The following is a 16,948-nucleotide window of genomic DNA, read 5'->3' as shown; positions in this document are numbered from 1 at the left end:
AAGTGGTTAGATTTTTGATGGCGATAAATTATATAGGTAGCTTGCAAGTTAGAATTAATATTGTAAAACTATACGCAGGGGGGGTTTAGGGTGAGTTCCTGTAGTGTCATTATTGTTGCTGAAGATGGTGGAGCGTTGTTGTTCGCCACCATAGAGAGTGTTCTTAGACAGGAAAATTTAACTGAAATTATAGTGTTTGATAATGGTAACTCACCAACCGTTATGTCTCGTCTTCAGCAAAGAGCACTTTCTGAGACAAAAATAAGAATAATATCTGGCTATGATAGTTTGCTTTATTCAAGATGCTGTAACATAGCCGCTAAGCAAGCTTCCTCAGATTACTTATTATTTCTCAAGTCAAATTATTTATTAGCGCCGGATGCCATTACTAGGCTTGTTGATATTTTAGGAAGTGAAAAGAAGGCGTTTATAAGCAGTGGGGTTGTTCAGCGCTATGATAATAGTTATAACACAATTTTAAGGACGAAGGTTGTCACTCCAAAAACTGCTTTTCTTGACGTAATTTCATTACGTTCTGCTGCTAGGAAAATGTGGGCTAAATCACAGGAAATGATAAATGAAAGGTTGGAGGAGCAGGATAAAAAGCCTTTTGATGTGGTTGCGGTATCTAGCGCTTGTATATGTATAAAATCATCTGATTTCAAAAAACTTGGTGGGTTTGATGAGGAGTATTATCAGCAGGATGAGGAATTAGACCTAACACTTAGGGCTAAACAGATTGGTGGTCGTGTTTTATGTGATCCGACTGTTAAAGTAACACATCTGCCTGACAATAACTCTCTAAGGCTTTCGTTCGCGCAGCTCTTGAGTAAGAGTAAGAACCTTGTGAGGTATATAAAGAAGTTTTTTTCTGGTCATTATATAATTGGTACGTTGTTTATAATTAATTCTTTGGTTATGGCACGCGCATTTATAATGGCTTCGTTGTGTAGCGTGTACGGAGCTTTACGCAAAAAGAGAGACAGCTTTAATACGCATTTTGATGATATAATGATCAAGAGATTGTTGATATTAGCGCTTGGTGACGTTGATTTATCACGAAATAAAAATCTTGAGAAGAAGATTGTTTTGGTAACAGGAGCTACCAGCCAAGTTGGGCTCTGTGTTATACGTCGTTTGATAGCGTCTGGAGCGGCGGTGCTTGCTATTAGTAGGAGCGATGAAGTGCCGTATTATCACTCACATTTGCGTTGGCTGAAAGGTGATTTGACCGATCATGATGTCAGCCTTGACGGCTATTGTGTTGACGCTGTCGTACATTGCGCGCCGCTTTGGCAATTACCTCCACTTGTAGAAATGCTTAAGGAATCGGAAGCTAAGCGCATAATAGCTATCAGTTCTACGTCGGTGTTTACTAAGCTGCTTTCAAATAATGAGTTTGAGAAAGATTTTGTGTTGAAGCTACAAGCAGCGGAAGAATTGTTGACAGAGAAATGTGGGAAATATGGAATAAATTACACTGTTTTTAGACCGACACAGATATATGGTATGGGAATTGACGTGAGAATAACTAATATAGCGAAAATAATCCGTCGTTTTGGTTTTATGTGTGTTTATCCTCCGGCTGTTGGGCGCAGGCAGCCGGTGCACGCTGATGATGTGGCGATCGCGATAATAAACTCTATGGAAAATACAAATACTTATGGTAAATCTTATAATTTAAGTGGTGGTCAAGTTCTTGGTTATAGGGATATGCTCGCTAAGATATTCGCTTTATATGGTAAAAAAGTGAGGGTAATAAATAGCACGATGTTGCCATTCATTTTGGATATCGTGGGCAAAATATCTAGGAAAAAACATGTAAATGGTGAGATCGCTAGAAGAATGAATGATGACTTAATGTTCTTCCATGATGACGCGAAGAAAGATTTTGGCTATAGTCCACGTAGCTTTTTATCCGGTGGTCTTAAGGATATTGAGCGTTTTTAGTGTTTTTTAGCGCTCTATAGATTGGTTTCTATTATTGATAAATTTGGTAAGCTTATTTATTTTTTCGGTCATATCATTTAGTTTATTTTCGTATTCTTTGGCTTTATTGTTTACAGCTTTCTTTTTTTGTTCGTTATTAAGAGATGGATTTGTAATTATACTTTTAATTTCGTTGTGTATTTTCTTCATTTGCTGGCTTGCTGCGACTAGCTTATCAGTGTTTAGAGTGTATATATATTTCAGTCTTTCTATATTATTTGTACCAGAAAACGCAGTAACATGGTTTTTGATTGAGCGAATAAATTTATCACTAGCGTCATGTATAATAGCGATTTCTTCTCCTGTATAACTTACACAATCTGTGTTCTTTGCTAGAGTTCTAGCGAGCTCCGAAAATTTTTTAGTAAATTCTTTTTCCGCATTAGAGAATTTTGTTTTGGTTCTGTCACTTAAGAGAGAATTACTCGGAATATTCGTCTTCTCCAAACGTATAGTGTCATAAAAATTTTTAGCTCTTTCTTTATCTTCCTGAGTTATTTCATATTTTGCTGATATTAGCTGGTTAGCGTCTAATTTAGATAAGGATATAAAAGAATGTATAATATTATTTATACGCCTCTTTACTGCTGGATTTACACCAAGTTTTAACTCTTCCTCAATGGCGTTGTGAACGCTATAGTTTAATTTTATTTTGGCAGATAGTATTAGCTCTTTTTGTCCTGTTTTAGATGAGTTGTGGTTGTTATACTTTATTGTTTTGTCAATTAAATCATCGGTAAAATCAGCGAATATTTTACTTTCTTCATGTAAAGAATGCTTTTCTAACAGGTTTATGATTTTTACCTGTTGCTGTATAAAGTCATTTTTTGCTATATCAAACTGTGTTACTGTGTTGTCCATCATTATATTCATTTGTTTTCAGATAGTAATATTATTTAATTGTTTATTCGTTATGTATTATACATATTTTATTAAATTTAGTAAAATATATTTAATTTTTTTGGTAAGAGTATTTATATGGCACGGATTTCTTATGTTAACGGAAGATATATAGATCATCAAAGAGCGGTAGTTCACATAGAGGATCGTGGTTATCAATTTGCTGACGGTGTATATGAGTATATCGCTTTTTACAGCCATATGCCGCTTGATATGGAGCCACATATTAACCGCCTTATGCGCAGTCTTGACGAGCTTGAGATAGCCATGCCGGTAGCTAAGGAAGCGCTTCCGGTTATTATTGGTGAGCTTATAAGTAGGAACAGGCGTGATGATGGTGGTATATATATCCAAATAACAAGAGGAGTGGCGCGTCGTGATCACGCGTTTCCTTCTGTAAATGTTAGACCTTCTTTAGTAATTACTATATGTGGGGCAAAAACTCCAAAGCCACAGGATTTTACAAATGGTGTTGAGGTTATAACTCACAATGATAATCGTTGGGGGAGGTGTGATATAAAGTCAGTATCATTACTAGCGAATGTACTGGCAAAACAGGAGGCGGTAAGTAACAAGGTCAAGGAAGTTATATTAGTTGATAAAAACGGATTTGTAACTGAGGGCGCAGCTTCTAATGTATTTATAGTTACAAAATCGGGTGATATTGTTACTCATCAGGCGGATGAGTCCATACTTTCTGGTATTACTAGAGGGGTGGTTGTTGATATTGCCAATAGTATGGGGATTACAGTTTTAGAGAGGTCGTTTAGTATTAAAGAGCTAGTAGAGGCATCCGAAGTGTTTATTACTTCCACCAGTATTAATGTGCTACCAGTGGTAAAGATAGGTGATAAAGTAATAGGAAATGGCAAAGTTGGTGAACTGACTAACAAGCTGCAAATGCTTTATAACAGCCATATTTATGAACAAACAGGAAAGAAGTTTTAGTGAGTAAGATTGTTGATTTACCAAAACCGGAAGTGGTGATTTTTGACTGGGACAATACTTTGGTAGATACTTGGCCAACTATTCATGACGCGCTAGCGAAGACATTTGGTGCTATGGGGCGTGAAGTATGGACAATGGAGCAGGTAAAGGAGAGGGTGCGTAAATCTATGCGTGATTCTTTTCCTGAGATTTTTGGTGATAATTGGCGGGAAGCGGCGGATCTTTATCAGAGTAATTATCGGGCGATTCATTTGGAGCGGCTTAGCGCATTGCCGGAGGCTTTATCTGTTGTGAAGAAGGTAAAAGATATGGGGCTATACAGCGTGGTGGTGAGTAATAAAAAAGGTGATAATTTACGCAAAGAGGTAGAGCATATTGGCTGGAATCATTTGTTTGACAAGGTGGTTGGCGCGACTGACGCTAATCGTGATAAGCCTTTTATAGATCCTGTAGAATTAGCACTTGCCGGAAGTGGTTTCTCACCAGCTAGTGGCGTGTGGTTTGTTGGTGACAGTGAGATTGATCTTGAATGTGCTCAAAATACAGGGTGTACAGCGATTTTATATGGTGATGACGCTGCCGCTCATCCTGAGTATAGCGCGACGCATTATCGGGGTTTTCCATACCACGCCCACGTCCAGAATCATAACAGGACTTTGGAGTTGCTTTCTGGCTTCATCTAGAAGATTATCTTTTATATTCACAAATTAGGTATTACTCTGACAGTTTTTTCAGGGCTTCCATGTGTATTTTCTTATTTGCCGCCGCGATTACGCTGCCATCAGATAAACAGGTAAGATGGTTGCCGTTCCAGTCGGTGATTATTCCTCCGGCGCCTTCTATAATAGGTGGGAGGGCGCAGAAATCGTATGGTTTCATTCCTGCGTCTACTACAATGTCTATTCTACCTTGTGCAAGCATCATATAGGCATAAGCATCGCCCCCTAATATAGTATTTCCTGTCAATTCGCTTAACTTATTGAATTTTTGTTGTTGTTCAGAATCAAAATATCCGGTTGAGGTGGTCGCTAAATTAGCTTGTTTTAGTGATTTATTGCTATTTATAGTAATTTTCTCATTGTTATATGTGGTAAGCTGACCAGATATGGCAGACCATCGTTGTTCAAGTATAGGTTGATCTATTACGCCTATCACTGGTTTTTCTTTATATAACAAGCCGATAAGAGTGGTAAATGTGGGATAGCCAGCAATGAATAATTTAGTGCCGTCAATTGGGTCAATTATCCATTTGAAGTCAGATTTTTCATTATGTTTTCCTAATTCCTCTCCGATTATTCCATGTTCAGGGTATATTTTCTCAATAAGTGAGCGTATTTCTCGTTCTATGCGTATATCAAGCTCCGTTACGGGACTTTTATCAGGTTTTTGCTGTATATCAATTTGATTATTAAAGTTTTTTTGTAATATTTCACGGCTTATATCTGCTAGTCTGTTGGCAAATGATAAATATTGCTCTATACTATCGGTCATAAAGATGTCGCTTGATATATGTTTTGCCTAGAGTAGCGTAAATATTATAGTTACCGGTGGAGATTACAAGATTTATCATTATTTGACAAATAGATTGCTATTTGTTATCAAGCTTCCTGTTTTTTAATTATAATTATTTTGGATATTTGAGTTCCTTGAAGGGGGGTATTTAGTTTGGTAGAAGTTGTAGTACGTGATAATAACATGGATCAAGCTTTGCGCGCGCTTAAAAAGAAAATGCAGCGTGAAGGACTTTTTCGTGAGATGAAAATGCGCCGCCACTATGAGAAGCCTTCCGAAGCTCGTGTTCGTGAATCCGCTGAGGCGAAAAGAAGAGCTCGTAAGCTAGCTCGTAAGAACTCTTATAACGATTAACATTGTTAGCTAGGATTTTTTGGAACGTGTGGAGGTGGTAAGCTTCCACACGTTTTTTCTGTTTATGTTCCTATTTGTTTTTACCAAGAAAATTTTTGATGGATCCTACTTGATTATCATTCATCAGGGCGGGAGCATGTCCAGTATTTGCTATTTCTAGCAAGGTAAGATTTGGATGAGATTCTTTCATTCCTATGGCGGTTTCGTGGGTTAGTATATCTGAATCCATACCACGAATAAGTAATGTTGGAATTGATTTTATAACTTCCCACATTGCCCACAGATTTACGTCTTCCACTGGTTTATCAGCGATATTAAGGCTTTTTGTGATGTTTGGATCATAGGTAAGCATTATTTTTTCGTCATCGGTTTTTTGAAGACTGTGGGTGAGCAATACGGAGAATTCTTCATCGCTTAATCCAAATGATAAGGTTCTGTCACGCAGAGACGCTGTCGCTTTATTTATGTTAGAAAAAATTGTTGGCTCGCTTATATATTTAAGTATTCTTTCCAAGCCTTCTTTAGGAACTAAACAGCCTATATCATTTAGAGTCATGGTTTTGATAATAGAAGGTGAGGTGTTAGCCAGCATCATACCAATGATTCCGCCCATTGATGTGCCTATCCAATGTATATCATTTAATTTCAAATGATTTATTATATATATTATATCAGCAAGGTAGCTGTTATAATTATATAGACTGTAATCTTCTAGCCACTGGCTTTTTCCTCGTCCCGCTATATCAACGGAATATACATGATAATCGGAACATAATTTGCTGGCTAATACGTCAAAATCTCTGCCATTTCTTGTGAGTCCGTGAACACAGAATACAGTACCCACAGGAGAAGAACCGCTATTCCATTCATATATAGCTATTTTGTGAGTTGTTTCTTTGCTGACTGTTGGAACGTCTATAAAAGAGGTTTTTGGCTTGGTTAGAGACTCTTTTAACATACGCTCAAAAGCCAGTCTTAAATATACGGTTTATCAGCCCATAATATATCGTTCTGATTATAAGCATCTCTATTAACATAATCATAAATCCACTTATTACATCCATAGGGTAATTAACGCCAAGAGCCATTCGTGACCATGAAACAGCGCATATAAGACCAATTCCAGCCCAGCGGAAATTTTCATTAAGGGCTGGCCATAAGGCGATTACCATAATGGTAATAAAAGCGACATGGATACTTGGAAAGCTCTTATATGCTTCATCCGCTGGTAATTTTTCTAACTGTTTTACTTTGCCGTGTAGGGCGACATATGGGCGAGGGAAAGCGAAATGTTTTTGGATATAGGTGACTGATTCTTTCCCAGCGTAAAGTCCGCCCGCCATTATTAGAAAAATATTGAACCAAGCTATCGCGTAATATTTATTGCCGCCTTTTTGCGCGAATATACGCCACATGAGGCTTATAACGGCGTATGCTATTATAATGGATAGAAAATAAGGAAGTAATTCCTTGTTGCCGAAAGAACTCGCCACTTTCATTAAAAAGTCGTAAATCTGCTCACCGCTTATAGAATTTATCTTCTTAAATAACCAAGTGTTAAGTCCAAGCCAGTCATACCATAAATCGCTTGTGTTACTCATAGCGTATAGCTCCAAATTATCAGTCCATTGATAATATATAATTATTAAAAATAACTTTATTTTATTTGTTTGAGATCAATTTTATACCTATTTAAGGTTAGACCATGCAGCAGTATGTCCGGTGTTTTCTTCTCAATTATATCAGCGAGAAGTACAGAGCTTCCGGCGGCTTGTGTCCAACCGAGTGTGCCGTGTCCGGTGTTTAAGAATAGGTTCACGTAAGGAGTACGCCCAATTATGGGAGGACCATCTGGTGTGGAGGGTCTAAGGCATGCCCATTTACTTATTTCACTGTTCCAATCAGCTTTAGGAAGCAAGTTTTTCGCGGCGTTTACTATTGGTGTTATACGGTTTTCATTAATATCATGATTATATCCAGCGAACTCAGCGGTTCCAGCGACCCTTATATTATCGCCAAGTCTGCTATACACTATTTTATGTGTGCCATCGGTGATGCTGATATTCGGGCACGACTCACCCGCTTTTATGGTTATACTATAGCCCTTCATTGGGTATATAGGGACATTAATGCCAAGTGTTCTTAGATGTACCGCGCTGTACGAGCCAAGAGCCATAACAAAATTATCCGCGCTCATCTCTCCTTTACTAGTTTTTATGGAGGTAATTTTTCTATCTTTGGCGTTTATGCTCTCCAGTTTTACGCCATACTCAAACTTAACTCCGTATTTCTCGCTAGCTCTTTTCGCTAGCTCTTTACAGAATAGACGGGCATCGCCGCTTTCATCGTTAACAGCGTGGATACCGCCGATTATTTTCTGATTACTGTTCGCTAGTGCTGGCTCTAGTGCGAAAACCTCTTCTTGTGAGAGAATGTTTTCCTCACCACCGAATTTCGCTTGGAATTCCATTTGTCTTTTGCCATGTTCCAGCTCTGCTTCGCTGCTGTAGATATGCAATATGCCTTTTTGTGAGTAGTTAAACTCAAGATTCTCATCTTGCTGGATTTTATGCATGGATATACGGCTGTAAAGACCAAGGCGCAACATGTTTACGGTATTTATATCAGCACGGCGCTTCGTGCAATTTCGTAGGAATGATAGGCTCCAATTGATAAAAGGCATTTCCATGCGTGGCCGGAACACTAGAGGTGAGTCAGGACGTATTATCCATGCTGGCAGTTTAGGAAGTACATATGAGTTTGCCCATGGCTCGGCGTGGTTATAACTTAATTGTCCACCATTAGCGTAGCTAGTGTCAGCGGCGGCTTCACTCGCTTGGTCAATAACGGTTACGTCAAAACCACGTTTTCCAAGTTCATAAGCGGAGGTAACGCCAAGTAAACCAGAGCCAAGGATAATAAATTTCATCAGTTGTTACAGTGTAATAAAAACGAAGTTATTAGAATATATATAATATCTAATAATCTACAGAAAAATATTATTCAAACGTTTTTGTGATGGTAGTAAGTAAATAGGCTTTAGCCAGATTTAATGGAGTATTCTCAGTAAGGGTGACAGGGGGTAAGTGCGGGGTTACAGATAATAAATAATGAGGTGACAACGCTTGTTTTGTATAAGAATAATCCAAAATCAAGTATAGGCTAACAGTGACTTAAGCAGACAGCCCTTCTTGTTGTTGATGTGGCTTGCTAGCGCCAGCTTGCAGACGTGCTCCGCTAGTGTCAGTCATAGTTGTATTATATTCTTGCAATCTATTTCCTTCTCCTCTTGCAAGTAACATCACTTCTGATGACAAAGATGATGTAGGATTAAACTTTTCGGCAGAAGCTACTTTTTCAGCTGTATCTACAGCATCTTTAGCAGTTATCTGCTTACCGCCAGCAGACTTGGAACTTAGGTCTGCTTCTGTATGTAGCTTTTCTTCATCACTCAGATTTAAACTAGCGGTTAGAACTGCTACAATACTCTTTATTCTGTTGCTAGTGCGTTCTGCCAAGCTAGTTCTCTCCAGCGGTTGCTTGTTTTCTGCGCCATCAGCATCTCTGCCTAAATTACGGGCTGGATTTCTGGCGTGTTGTGTGTCGTGCTGATTCTTACCATCAGAGTTATTACCACCACTAGTAGCGGTAGGAGCGCCATTTATATTACTATCTTCAGCCATAACAACCCATTATTTTAGTTTACATATACTGAATTATAGCAGTTTGATCACGAAGTTTGTGTTAAGCTTTTGTGACAGTTGAATTTATTAACCTATTTTTATTCTATATCTTATTAAAAAAACAGCTACGCTTGCCAGTATGGCAGGCAACGCCAACCTGTTCAATTTTAAGTAATATTGTGTCGCCATCACAATCTAGTGTAAATTCCTTAAGATTCTGGACATTACCGGAAGTTTCACCTTTTTTCCACAACCTCCCACGTGAGCGTGACCAATAGTGAACCTCACCGCTATTAATGGTTTTTTGAATGGCATTAGCGTTCATCCACGCCATCATTAATACCTCACCGCTTTGATAATCTTGTGCTATTGCCGGAACAAGCCCGTTACTATCAAATTTTATCTGTTTTAGTATATCTATTATGTTTTTTTTCATAGAGTATGTTTTAACTCATCTACAATTCTATTTCCATTATTATTGGCACATGGTCGGAGGGAGATTGCCAATCACGAGCTTCTCTTAATATAGAGAAGTTTTTAACTGAGGAAACGAGGTCAGGGGTGACCCAGATATGGTCGAGTCTGCGTCCTCTATTGGATTTTTTCCAGTCACGATTACGATAGCTCCACCAGCTATAGACTTTCTCATCTTCACTGGTGAAATGTCTAGCTACGTCACACCAAGAGTAGGAATCTTTGAGTTTATTAAGTCTAGTGATTTCTGGTTCGGTATGGCTTACCACGTTCATGAGTTGCTTGTGTGACCAGACATCATTAGGAAGTGGGGCGATATTAAAATCACCAAGAATGATGGCTGATTTTTTATTCTTTTTTAACTCACACGACCAATCAGTCATTGCTTCCACAAAACGTAGCTTAAAGCCATAAGCTGGATTTTGTTTAGGATCTGGAATATCCCCGCCGGCCGGTACGTAAAAATTATGCAGTTCAACTTTATTATAAATGGAGGTTGCTATATGTCTTTTGTCGTTTGAGTCAGCTATCCGCATACACACATTTTCACTAACCTCTGGTTTAGCGAGTATGGCAACTCCGTTATAGCTTTTTTGACCGGAGAATAATATATTATTAAACCCTAGTTGCTTTATTTGTTTTAGTGGAAAAAGCTCATCGGTTACTTTAGTTTCTTGAAGACAAATTATATCTGGATTTTCTGTGTCTATTAGCTTTTGTAACAAAGGAATACGTATCCTTATAGAATTTATATTCCAGCTTACTATTTTAAGAGGCATAAATACTAATCAGTTTGTCTTATTATCTGGATTGGTTTTACTTCGTTATCATCGTCGTCATCACTATCCTGAGTGGTTGATTCAGGGTTTTGAGGCTCTTTTATTATATACCGCTCAGATACTGGCTCATATTTACTATCACCGAAAATGCGTGGTGTCGCATAACATCCGGTGACTAAAGTCATAATTATTCCAATTGAAAATAATTTTATGAATTTTGCTAACATCGTAAATATCCTCAATATTGTATTAATAGCTGGCTGTAAGCAGAGCGTGAAGCTCATCTCTGTCACTAGTGGCACGTAATGTCGCGCATAAATCACGATCTCTGAGTAGGCGTGAGATAAGGGCTAGGGTTTTAAGATGTTCACTATCAACATTAGAAGGTGTGAGTAATAGGAACACTAAATCAACCTTTTTCCCATCCGCCGCCATAAAATCAATTGGTTTATGTAATCTTGCGAACAATAAAAATATCTTGTCAATATTATCAAACCTGCCATGTGGGATACAAACTCCATTTCCCATTCCAGTACAGCCCATATTCTCACGCTGAAGAAGTATAGAGTATATTTCCTTTTCTGGAATATCGCAAAATTTAGCCGCACTCGCGGCAAGCTGCTTTAATACCTGTTTCTTATCACGAGCGTGTAAGTCAGGTATTATAGCATTTACAGAAAGTAATGACGCGATATTCATATTATTATGTCGCGTGGACTAGGCGGCTTTTTCTTCTGATGGATCTACCCAAGAAATGTTACCATCAGTTCTTCTATATATAATATTTAACCTACCGTGAGCTGAGTTGTAAAACATGAGAGCGGGAAGATCTTGTAAGTCCATCCTCATAACAGCCTCACTAACGGTTAGCTTTTCTATGTCAGTTGGTTTTTCCGCTATCACTATACCGGATTGTTTCTCATCTTGCTCACCGGAATCAGCGGATATTATGTATTTAGTGCCAATACCACGCTTGTTAAGCTCATCATGTTCAGTGGCGTTCTTATGGTGATTAGTGATTTTACGCTTATACCTTCTTAGCTGCTTAGAAATTTTTTCTAAGGCCTCGTCAAAAGCCGCGTATATATCCTCAAGAGCGCCACGACCGCGTATCACCAGACCAGAGTGAGTTCCTATATTGCCAGTAATATCTACACGAAATAGGTGTGCTTCACGTGATATAACAACGTGGACGCTGGTGACTCTATCTATATATTTTTTTACGTGTTCCTCAATTTGTTCCTCAATGTGTGACTTCAGAGCGGAGCCAACGTCCACCCCTTTTCCTGAAACAGAAATTTTCATATGCTATTCTCTTCAATTATTATGATTTTTTATATGATGTCTTAAACAAAAAGTTCCAGTTATATTCTGGAATATATACCGCTAGGTTATATCACAAAACGTCCAGATGCAATAGAATTCGGCAATATATTTAAGACCGCTAAATTGTTTTTTAGTTTATAAAGCGCTATAAGAGCTAAATTTTTGGTATTCTGATGCCTAGAGCTTTGGATAATCTTTCCAGTTCACCATAATAGGCGATACGGCGTAAGCATCTTGGCATCACGCCAGTCCACTTATATTCACCATCTGTTGATAGAGAAACCGCACCATTTTTAGTCTCAGGAGTGCAGTTAAATAGCTCGTTCATGGTAATCATGTCGCCTTCCATACCGGCTATCTCGGAGATAAATGAAACGCAGCGCTGTCCATTACCTTGACGGCTTACCTGTACTATAAGGTGAACGGCGGAAGCTACCTGATTTCTGATAGAGCGTATGGTAGCGTTGGCGTGTGACATACTTATTATGTTATCAAGACGCATTAGAGCGTCACGTGGGTGGTTGGCGTGAATAGTAGCGAGAGAGCCTTCGTGACCAGTGTTCATGGCTTGTAACATGTCAAAAGCTTCGCCACCACGTACCTCACCAAGAATAATCCGATCTGGACGCATCCTAAGAGCGTTTTTTACTAAATCACGAATAGTTATTTCTTCTTTAGGATTATCGCCATATATCGCTGGTTGCGACTCTAGCCTTACTACATGTTCTTTTTGTAGCTGTAATTCAGCGGCATCTTCTATGGTAACAATGCGTTCCCAGTTATTGATATGGTTAGATATGGCGTTAAGTAGAGTGGTTTTACCGGAACCTGTTCCACCTGATATTATGATATTCATTCGGCAGGCAGCGGCTATTTTTAGAAACTCACACATTGCTTCGGACATACATTTCTGCGCGGCTAAATCATCAAGAGAGCGTTTTCTAGGAGAAAATTTACGGATTGAGATAGTAGTTCCATCAACGGCAAGTGGCGGAGCTATTATATTAACCCTACTACCATCAGAAAGCCTAGCGTCAACCATTGGTCTATCCTCATCCAGAGTTCTACCAACAATATTTACTATGTAGTGCGCTAGATCGTTTACTTCTTTCTCGTTCTTGAAAACTATGTCGGTTTTTTCTAGTACACCATCACGTTCAACGTATATTTCGTCGTATCCGTTTACGAGTATATCATTGACTGTGTGGTCAGCTAGTAAGGGGGCTATCGCTCCAAAATCATCATAATTATCTAGTAATTTGGCGACTCTAATCATAGTTTGATAATCCCTGTAATTAATTTATGTGTTACTAAATATTATATGGCAAATATTAATTTTGAATTATTTTATTAATAATAATAAGTTAAATTATTAAAATATATTTATATTTTATTTGCGATATTATTTATATTTTATAATTGGTTAGCTTCTGTAGGCGTGATGTTTCTAACAATATTCATTATCCTGACTGAGCGGAGGAATCTTTGCAAGAATTGCCTATAGACCCATGGCGATTACATTTGGGTATCAGGCACTGAACATGACACTGTCATGCCGTCTTTATGACGGCATCCGGTTGTGAAAAACAGAGCTTTTCACTGGATTGCTCTGCAACCCACTAGACCCCGCTAACCACGTGCGGGGTGACATTGTATCCAAAGGCGATTGCCACGCCTATAGACCTAAGATCCCTCTATTGTGTTCGGGATGATAGCTTTTATGCGGATTATACAAATTTAGCACAAGTTTTCTGACAAAATTCTAATAATCATATTTCCAGTTGATGCCAACTTCGCTGTCTTGAGTGGAGCTAGTGCCACTTTCAACAGATATATTGGGAGTAAGCTCTACTTCTATCTTAGCTTTGTTACCGGTTCCTTGTATGTCTTGTTCCAGTTCAAGATAAATATTATCATCTATATATTTTCCAACGCCTATGGATGAGCTGCTTAGATCATCCTCTCCGGCGTTAAATTTTATGTCATCAAGCCCAAGTATATCACGCGCTTTATCTACCGGATTAAAGCCACCACCACCTTTTCCTGATAATTTTCTAATACTGTCTGCTAGTTGCGCGGCTTGAAATGGTGTGATTTTACCCGGTGTTTTGCCAAATAGTAGCATTGACAGTGCTTCATCTTGCGGCATTGGTGGTATTGACTCCACCCTAAGCTCTGGTTTGCTAACCTCACCAGAAATTATCGGGTTTATCTCTACACCTGACTCTTTATTGCTTGTCACAATATTAAGATAAGGTGAGGGAGGTATCTCACCGTCAAATACTAACTCGGCTTTTTTAATTGAGAATTTCTTGCCAAATTCCTCATATCTACCTCTTACCGTACTTAATTTTCCTTTTACGTCAGGGCTTGTCGCGTCACCGCTTATTTTAAGGTTACCTTTAAGTTCTGTATCAAGTCCCCATCCACGTACAAAAACCTGATTATCGGCATTGAAGATTATGTCCATAACAAGATTAAAAGGGGATGGTGTTACGCTATCATGTTTGTTAGCCGTATTATCGGTACTCTCATATGTTGGTATAGTCTTGGTGATATTTAATCGCGCTGGGTTTTCAGTGAATCTTTCAGGAAGATTTATTTTTATAGATTTATTATCAAGTTTACCGGTTATTTTGCCGGATGAGCTGTCTCCAGACATTTTTAAGTTTGCTGCTATTTTCGCGTAAAAATCAGGATTATTAAATAAGGTAAAACTGTCACTTAAAATATCCATTTTATAGTTTAGCTTGTCACTGAATATAGAGTTCACGCTGCCGGTAAGATTTATGGTGTTTTTCTCCTTATCGCTGGCGGTAAATTTATTTATGGCTAAGTTTTGTCTGTTCGCTACTATCTCGCTATTCATATCAATTAGGTTGATGCCAAGTGGTATGTTATTGTAGCTACCGTCTGTAAGCTTGATATTGCCTTTTAAGGATGGTTTTAGAGAAGTTCCTGATATAGCGATTTTACCTTGTATTTTTCCACTTAATATATGCTCTGGTGGCAGTAAAAATTTTGAGATACCATATGTATCAAGAGTGAATTTAGCGTCACCATTTAGTGGTTTATTTTCATCAACAGAGAGTTTCGGCGGAGTTAATGAGAATGTGGTTGGGATATTTAGAGCGACGTTTGAGTTAATAGCGGAGCCGTCACTTATGATGGCTTTGAGGTTAGTTTTATCGCTAAGTGTTTTAAGATTGATTTTAATTGTTGATTTTGGAGAGTTTTTACTAATAAGAAGTTTTTCAGCGTTAATATTGGCGTTAATCTCCGGATTATTATTTTTATCAGTTACTGTAATTATAAAATTAATAGGTGATTCGGCGAAAAGTGGTGATATGGCTGGATTAAAATCTTTTGGATAAATATTTTTTCCGCTGATTGTGGCATTGGTACTATTGTCATCTAGTTTTATATCAGCCTTAGCTATTCCTTTGCCGACAATTAGGTAAGGAATTAAGACAGATGATTTGTCCTTTAATATATTAAAGATTATATCTTCTTTGCCGATTATCTTAGCATCAGCGTAAGAGGCGGTTAGTGAGTTTATTTTTCCGTAAAACTTATTATTCTTAAAGTCAGTATTTACGTTGGCTGTGGTGTTAAGTGAGAAATCATATCTATCTTTGCCGGAAATATCTGAATTTATTTTCCAATTTCCTTTGTTATTTATCAGCTTGAATGACGCTTTTTTTATAGATGTATCGTCATAAGAGGTATCATTTACCTCTAGGGTTATAATATCAGGGTCATAACTTAAAACATCATTAAATTTAATCGCTGAATTTGCTGAAGATAGACGGTAATTACCATATTCTCCGGCTACTATGTTAGCGGCTTTGATCAATATATCAGCTTTTTGTTTTTTGCCATCATTATTCAATCTGGCGGTAGCGTTAACTTTGCCACTTAATGGCGTTTTTAGGTAATCAGATAGGAGTTTTAATTCTGGCATATCAATAGTTAGTTTGCCAGACGTAAGCATATTATCGGTATTTATCGTAAGCTTGCCATAGGCTGAGTTTTTACCATGTCTTACCTGTATATCATTTAGAGATGTTGTATTTCCAGCCACTTTATAGACAAGTTTTATCTCAGCGTTTTGGTTGTTAGTAACGTTAAGAGTTCCGTCTAATATTTCATTTTCATTCTTAGCGTTTATTATGGCGCTAAAATCATGGATTGGAGTTTTGTCATATATAACATTCTTTGATGTTATTTTACTTTTGATTGTTTGGCTGGTCAGGCTTCCTTCAATCTCACTATTTATATTTATTTTTCCAGATAGTTTATCATTAATTTTTTCTAGGTTATTTACGTCTATTTTGGATGTGGCAAGCAATTTGTCAGTATTAAAATCTATATTGGCTTTATTATTCGCTATTATTCTAGCGTTGATGAATTTTGAACTGTTAATACGCAATATATTATTATTTAACAGATATTCTCCGGTGGTACGCAGATTGCCGTTATTTATATAACTAGCTCCTTTACTGATATAATTATCTACAGAAAAAATCACTAAATTTTGTCCGCTTAACCATTTAATATCAGAATCTAACGATAGCTCTATATCCTCGCCAGTATTATTATCATCCTTAGTTTTGTTCGCTGGGATTATTATATTCTTTGCCTTTAGATATGCTTTATAGGCAAGTGGTTTTAATTTTAAGGAAAAGTTGTTGACTTTGATAGTGTTTGTTTTCCCATCCGTTAGCAAAATATTTTTAGCTCTAACACTGAGCATTGGGAAGAATGATATATCATCAATTTTTGTGAAGTATCCAGTAGCGTCGTAAATTTCTTTTTCTAATTTATGTGTAATAGAAGATTTGCCATAATTAGTAGATAGGAATATTGATATTGTGATTAGCGATAACATCAATAATATTACGACAAAAATTATCACATATGATGGCAGAGCGATATACGCTGGTAAGCCGTAAGTTCTTAATTTTTTATATAGACCCATAA

At 37.6% G+C, this 16,948-nt stretch carries 17 protein-coding genes; 4 read left to right on the top strand and 13 right to left on the bottom strand.

The window, feature by feature from the left end; all coding sequences use genetic code 11:
- Nucleotides 1–90 precede the first annotated feature (90 nt).
- The gene (locus tag R3D71_07015) at nucleotides 91–1,950 is read left to right on the top strand and encodes an NAD-dependent epimerase/dehydratase family protein (GenBank protein MEZ5691397.1); all 1,860 of its coding nucleotides are present in this window, start codon (nucleotides 91–93) and stop codon (nucleotides 1,948–1,950) included.
- 6 nt (nucleotides 1,951–1,956) lie between these two features.
- On the opposite strand, the gene R3D71_07010 is transcribed toward R3D71_07015, so the two are convergent.
- Nucleotides 1,957–2,853 (bottom strand): hypothetical protein, encoded by an 897-nt coding sequence (locus tag R3D71_07010; protein ID MEZ5691396.1) that lies wholly within the window; start codon nucleotides 2,851–2,853, stop codon nucleotides 1,957–1,959.
- 114 nt (nucleotides 2,854–2,967) lie between these two features.
- On the opposite strand from R3D71_07010, the gene dat reads away from it, so the two are divergent.
- Together dat and R3D71_07000 are read left to right on the top strand one after the other, a co-directional pair.
- On the top strand, nucleotides 2,968–3,837 hold the full coding sequence (gene dat / locus R3D71_07005; GenBank protein MEZ5691395.1) for a D-amino-acid transaminase: 870 nt from the start codon (nucleotides 2,968–2,970) through the stop codon (nucleotides 3,835–3,837).
- On the top strand, nucleotides 3,837–4,520 hold the full coding sequence (locus R3D71_07000) for an HAD-IA family hydrolase (GenBank protein MEZ5691394.1): 684 nt from the start codon (nucleotides 3,837–3,839) through the stop codon (nucleotides 4,518–4,520). The genes dat and R3D71_07000 overlap by 1 nt, the downstream gene beginning before the upstream one ends.
- A gap of 31 nt (nucleotides 4,521–4,551) precedes the next feature.
- Here R3D71_07000 and hisN read toward each other — a convergent pair whose 3' ends face one another.
- On the bottom strand, nucleotides 4,552–5,328 hold the full coding sequence (gene hisN, locus R3D71_06995; protein ID MEZ5691393.1) for a histidinol-phosphatase: 777 nt from the start codon (nucleotides 5,326–5,328) through the stop codon (nucleotides 4,552–4,554).
- Nucleotides 5,329–5,502: 174 nt separating this feature from the next.
- Here hisN and rpsU point away from each other — a divergent pair, with 174 nt between their 5' ends.
- Nucleotides 5,503–5,703 carry a 30S ribosomal protein S21 gene (gene rpsU, locus R3D71_06990; GenBank protein MEZ5691392.1) on the top strand — a complete coding sequence of 67 codons (201 nt, stop codon included), beginning with the start codon at nucleotides 5,503–5,505 and terminating at the stop codon, nucleotides 5,701–5,703.
- 70 nt (nucleotides 5,704–5,773) lie between these two features.
- On the opposite strand, the gene R3D71_06985 is transcribed toward rpsU, so the two are convergent.
- The 11 genes from R3D71_06985 to R3D71_06935 all read right to left on the bottom strand — a co-directional run bounded on the left by R3D71_06985 (nucleotide 5,774) and on the right by R3D71_06935 (nucleotide 16,946).
- Nucleotides 5,774–6,661: an alpha/beta hydrolase gene (locus R3D71_06985; GenBank protein ID MEZ5691391.1), complete on the bottom strand. Its 888-nt coding sequence runs from the start codon at nucleotides 6,659–6,661 to the stop codon at nucleotides 5,774–5,776.
- A gap of 4 nt (nucleotides 6,662–6,665) precedes the next feature.
- Nucleotides 6,666–7,304 (bottom strand): phosphatase PAP2 family protein, encoded by a 639-nt coding sequence (locus R3D71_06980; protein ID MEZ5691390.1) that lies wholly within the window; start codon nucleotides 7,302–7,304, stop codon nucleotides 6,666–6,668.
- 56 nt (nucleotides 7,305–7,360) lie between these two features.
- On the bottom strand, nucleotides 7,361–8,632 hold the full coding sequence (locus tag R3D71_06975) for a D-amino acid dehydrogenase (protein MEZ5691389.1): 1,272 nt from the start codon (nucleotides 8,630–8,632) through the stop codon (nucleotides 7,361–7,363).
- Nucleotides 8,633–8,876: 244 nt separating this feature from the next.
- On the bottom strand, nucleotides 8,877–9,386 hold the full coding sequence (locus tag R3D71_06970) for a hypothetical protein (protein MEZ5691388.1): 510 nt from the start codon (nucleotides 9,384–9,386) through the stop codon (nucleotides 8,877–8,879).
- 103 nt (nucleotides 9,387–9,489) lie between these two features.
- Nucleotides 9,490–9,822, bottom strand: coding sequence for a phosphoribosyl-AMP cyclohydrolase (gene hisI / locus R3D71_06965; protein MEZ5691387.1), 333 nt, complete (start codon nucleotides 9,820–9,822; stop codon nucleotides 9,490–9,492).
- Nucleotides 9,823–9,841: 19 nt separating this feature from the next.
- Nucleotides 9,842–10,639, bottom strand: a complete 798-nt coding sequence (gene xth / locus R3D71_06960) for an exodeoxyribonuclease III (GenBank protein ID MEZ5691386.1) — start codon at nucleotides 10,637–10,639, stop codon at nucleotides 9,842–9,844.
- A 5-nt stretch (nucleotides 10,640–10,644) separates the two neighbouring features.
- Nucleotides 10,645–10,824, bottom strand: coding sequence for a hypothetical protein (locus R3D71_06955; protein MEZ5691385.1), 180 nt, complete (start codon nucleotides 10,822–10,824; stop codon nucleotides 10,645–10,647).
- A gap of 64 nt (nucleotides 10,825–10,888) precedes the next feature.
- Nucleotides 10,889–11,338, bottom strand: a complete 450-nt coding sequence (locus R3D71_06950; protein MEZ5691384.1) for a PTS sugar transporter subunit IIA — start codon at nucleotides 11,336–11,338, stop codon at nucleotides 10,889–10,891.
- 18 nt (nucleotides 11,339–11,356) lie between these two features.
- Nucleotides 11,357–11,944, bottom strand: a complete 588-nt coding sequence (raiA, locus tag R3D71_06945; GenBank protein MEZ5691383.1) for a ribosome-associated translation inhibitor RaiA — start codon at nucleotides 11,942–11,944, stop codon at nucleotides 11,357–11,359.
- A gap of 175 nt (nucleotides 11,945–12,119) precedes the next feature.
- Nucleotides 12,120–13,241, bottom strand: a complete 1,122-nt coding sequence (locus R3D71_06940) for a CpaF family protein (protein MEZ5691382.1) — start codon at nucleotides 13,239–13,241, stop codon at nucleotides 12,120–12,122.
- 486 nt (nucleotides 13,242–13,727) lie between these two features.
- Complete coding sequence (locus tag R3D71_06935) at nucleotides 13,728–16,946, bottom strand: translocation/assembly module TamB domain-containing protein (protein MEZ5691381.1); 3,219 nt, start codon at nucleotides 16,944–16,946, stop codon at nucleotides 13,728–13,730.
- Nucleotides 16,947–16,948: the final 2 nt, after the last annotated feature.

It is taken from the genome of Rickettsiales bacterium, assembly GCA_041396965.1.
Lineage (GTDB): Bacteria > Pseudomonadota > Alphaproteobacteria > Rickettsiales > SXRF01 > SXRF01.
Note: the sequence above shows the minus strand (reverse complement) of the source record. Positions and strands in the feature narration are given on the sequence as shown.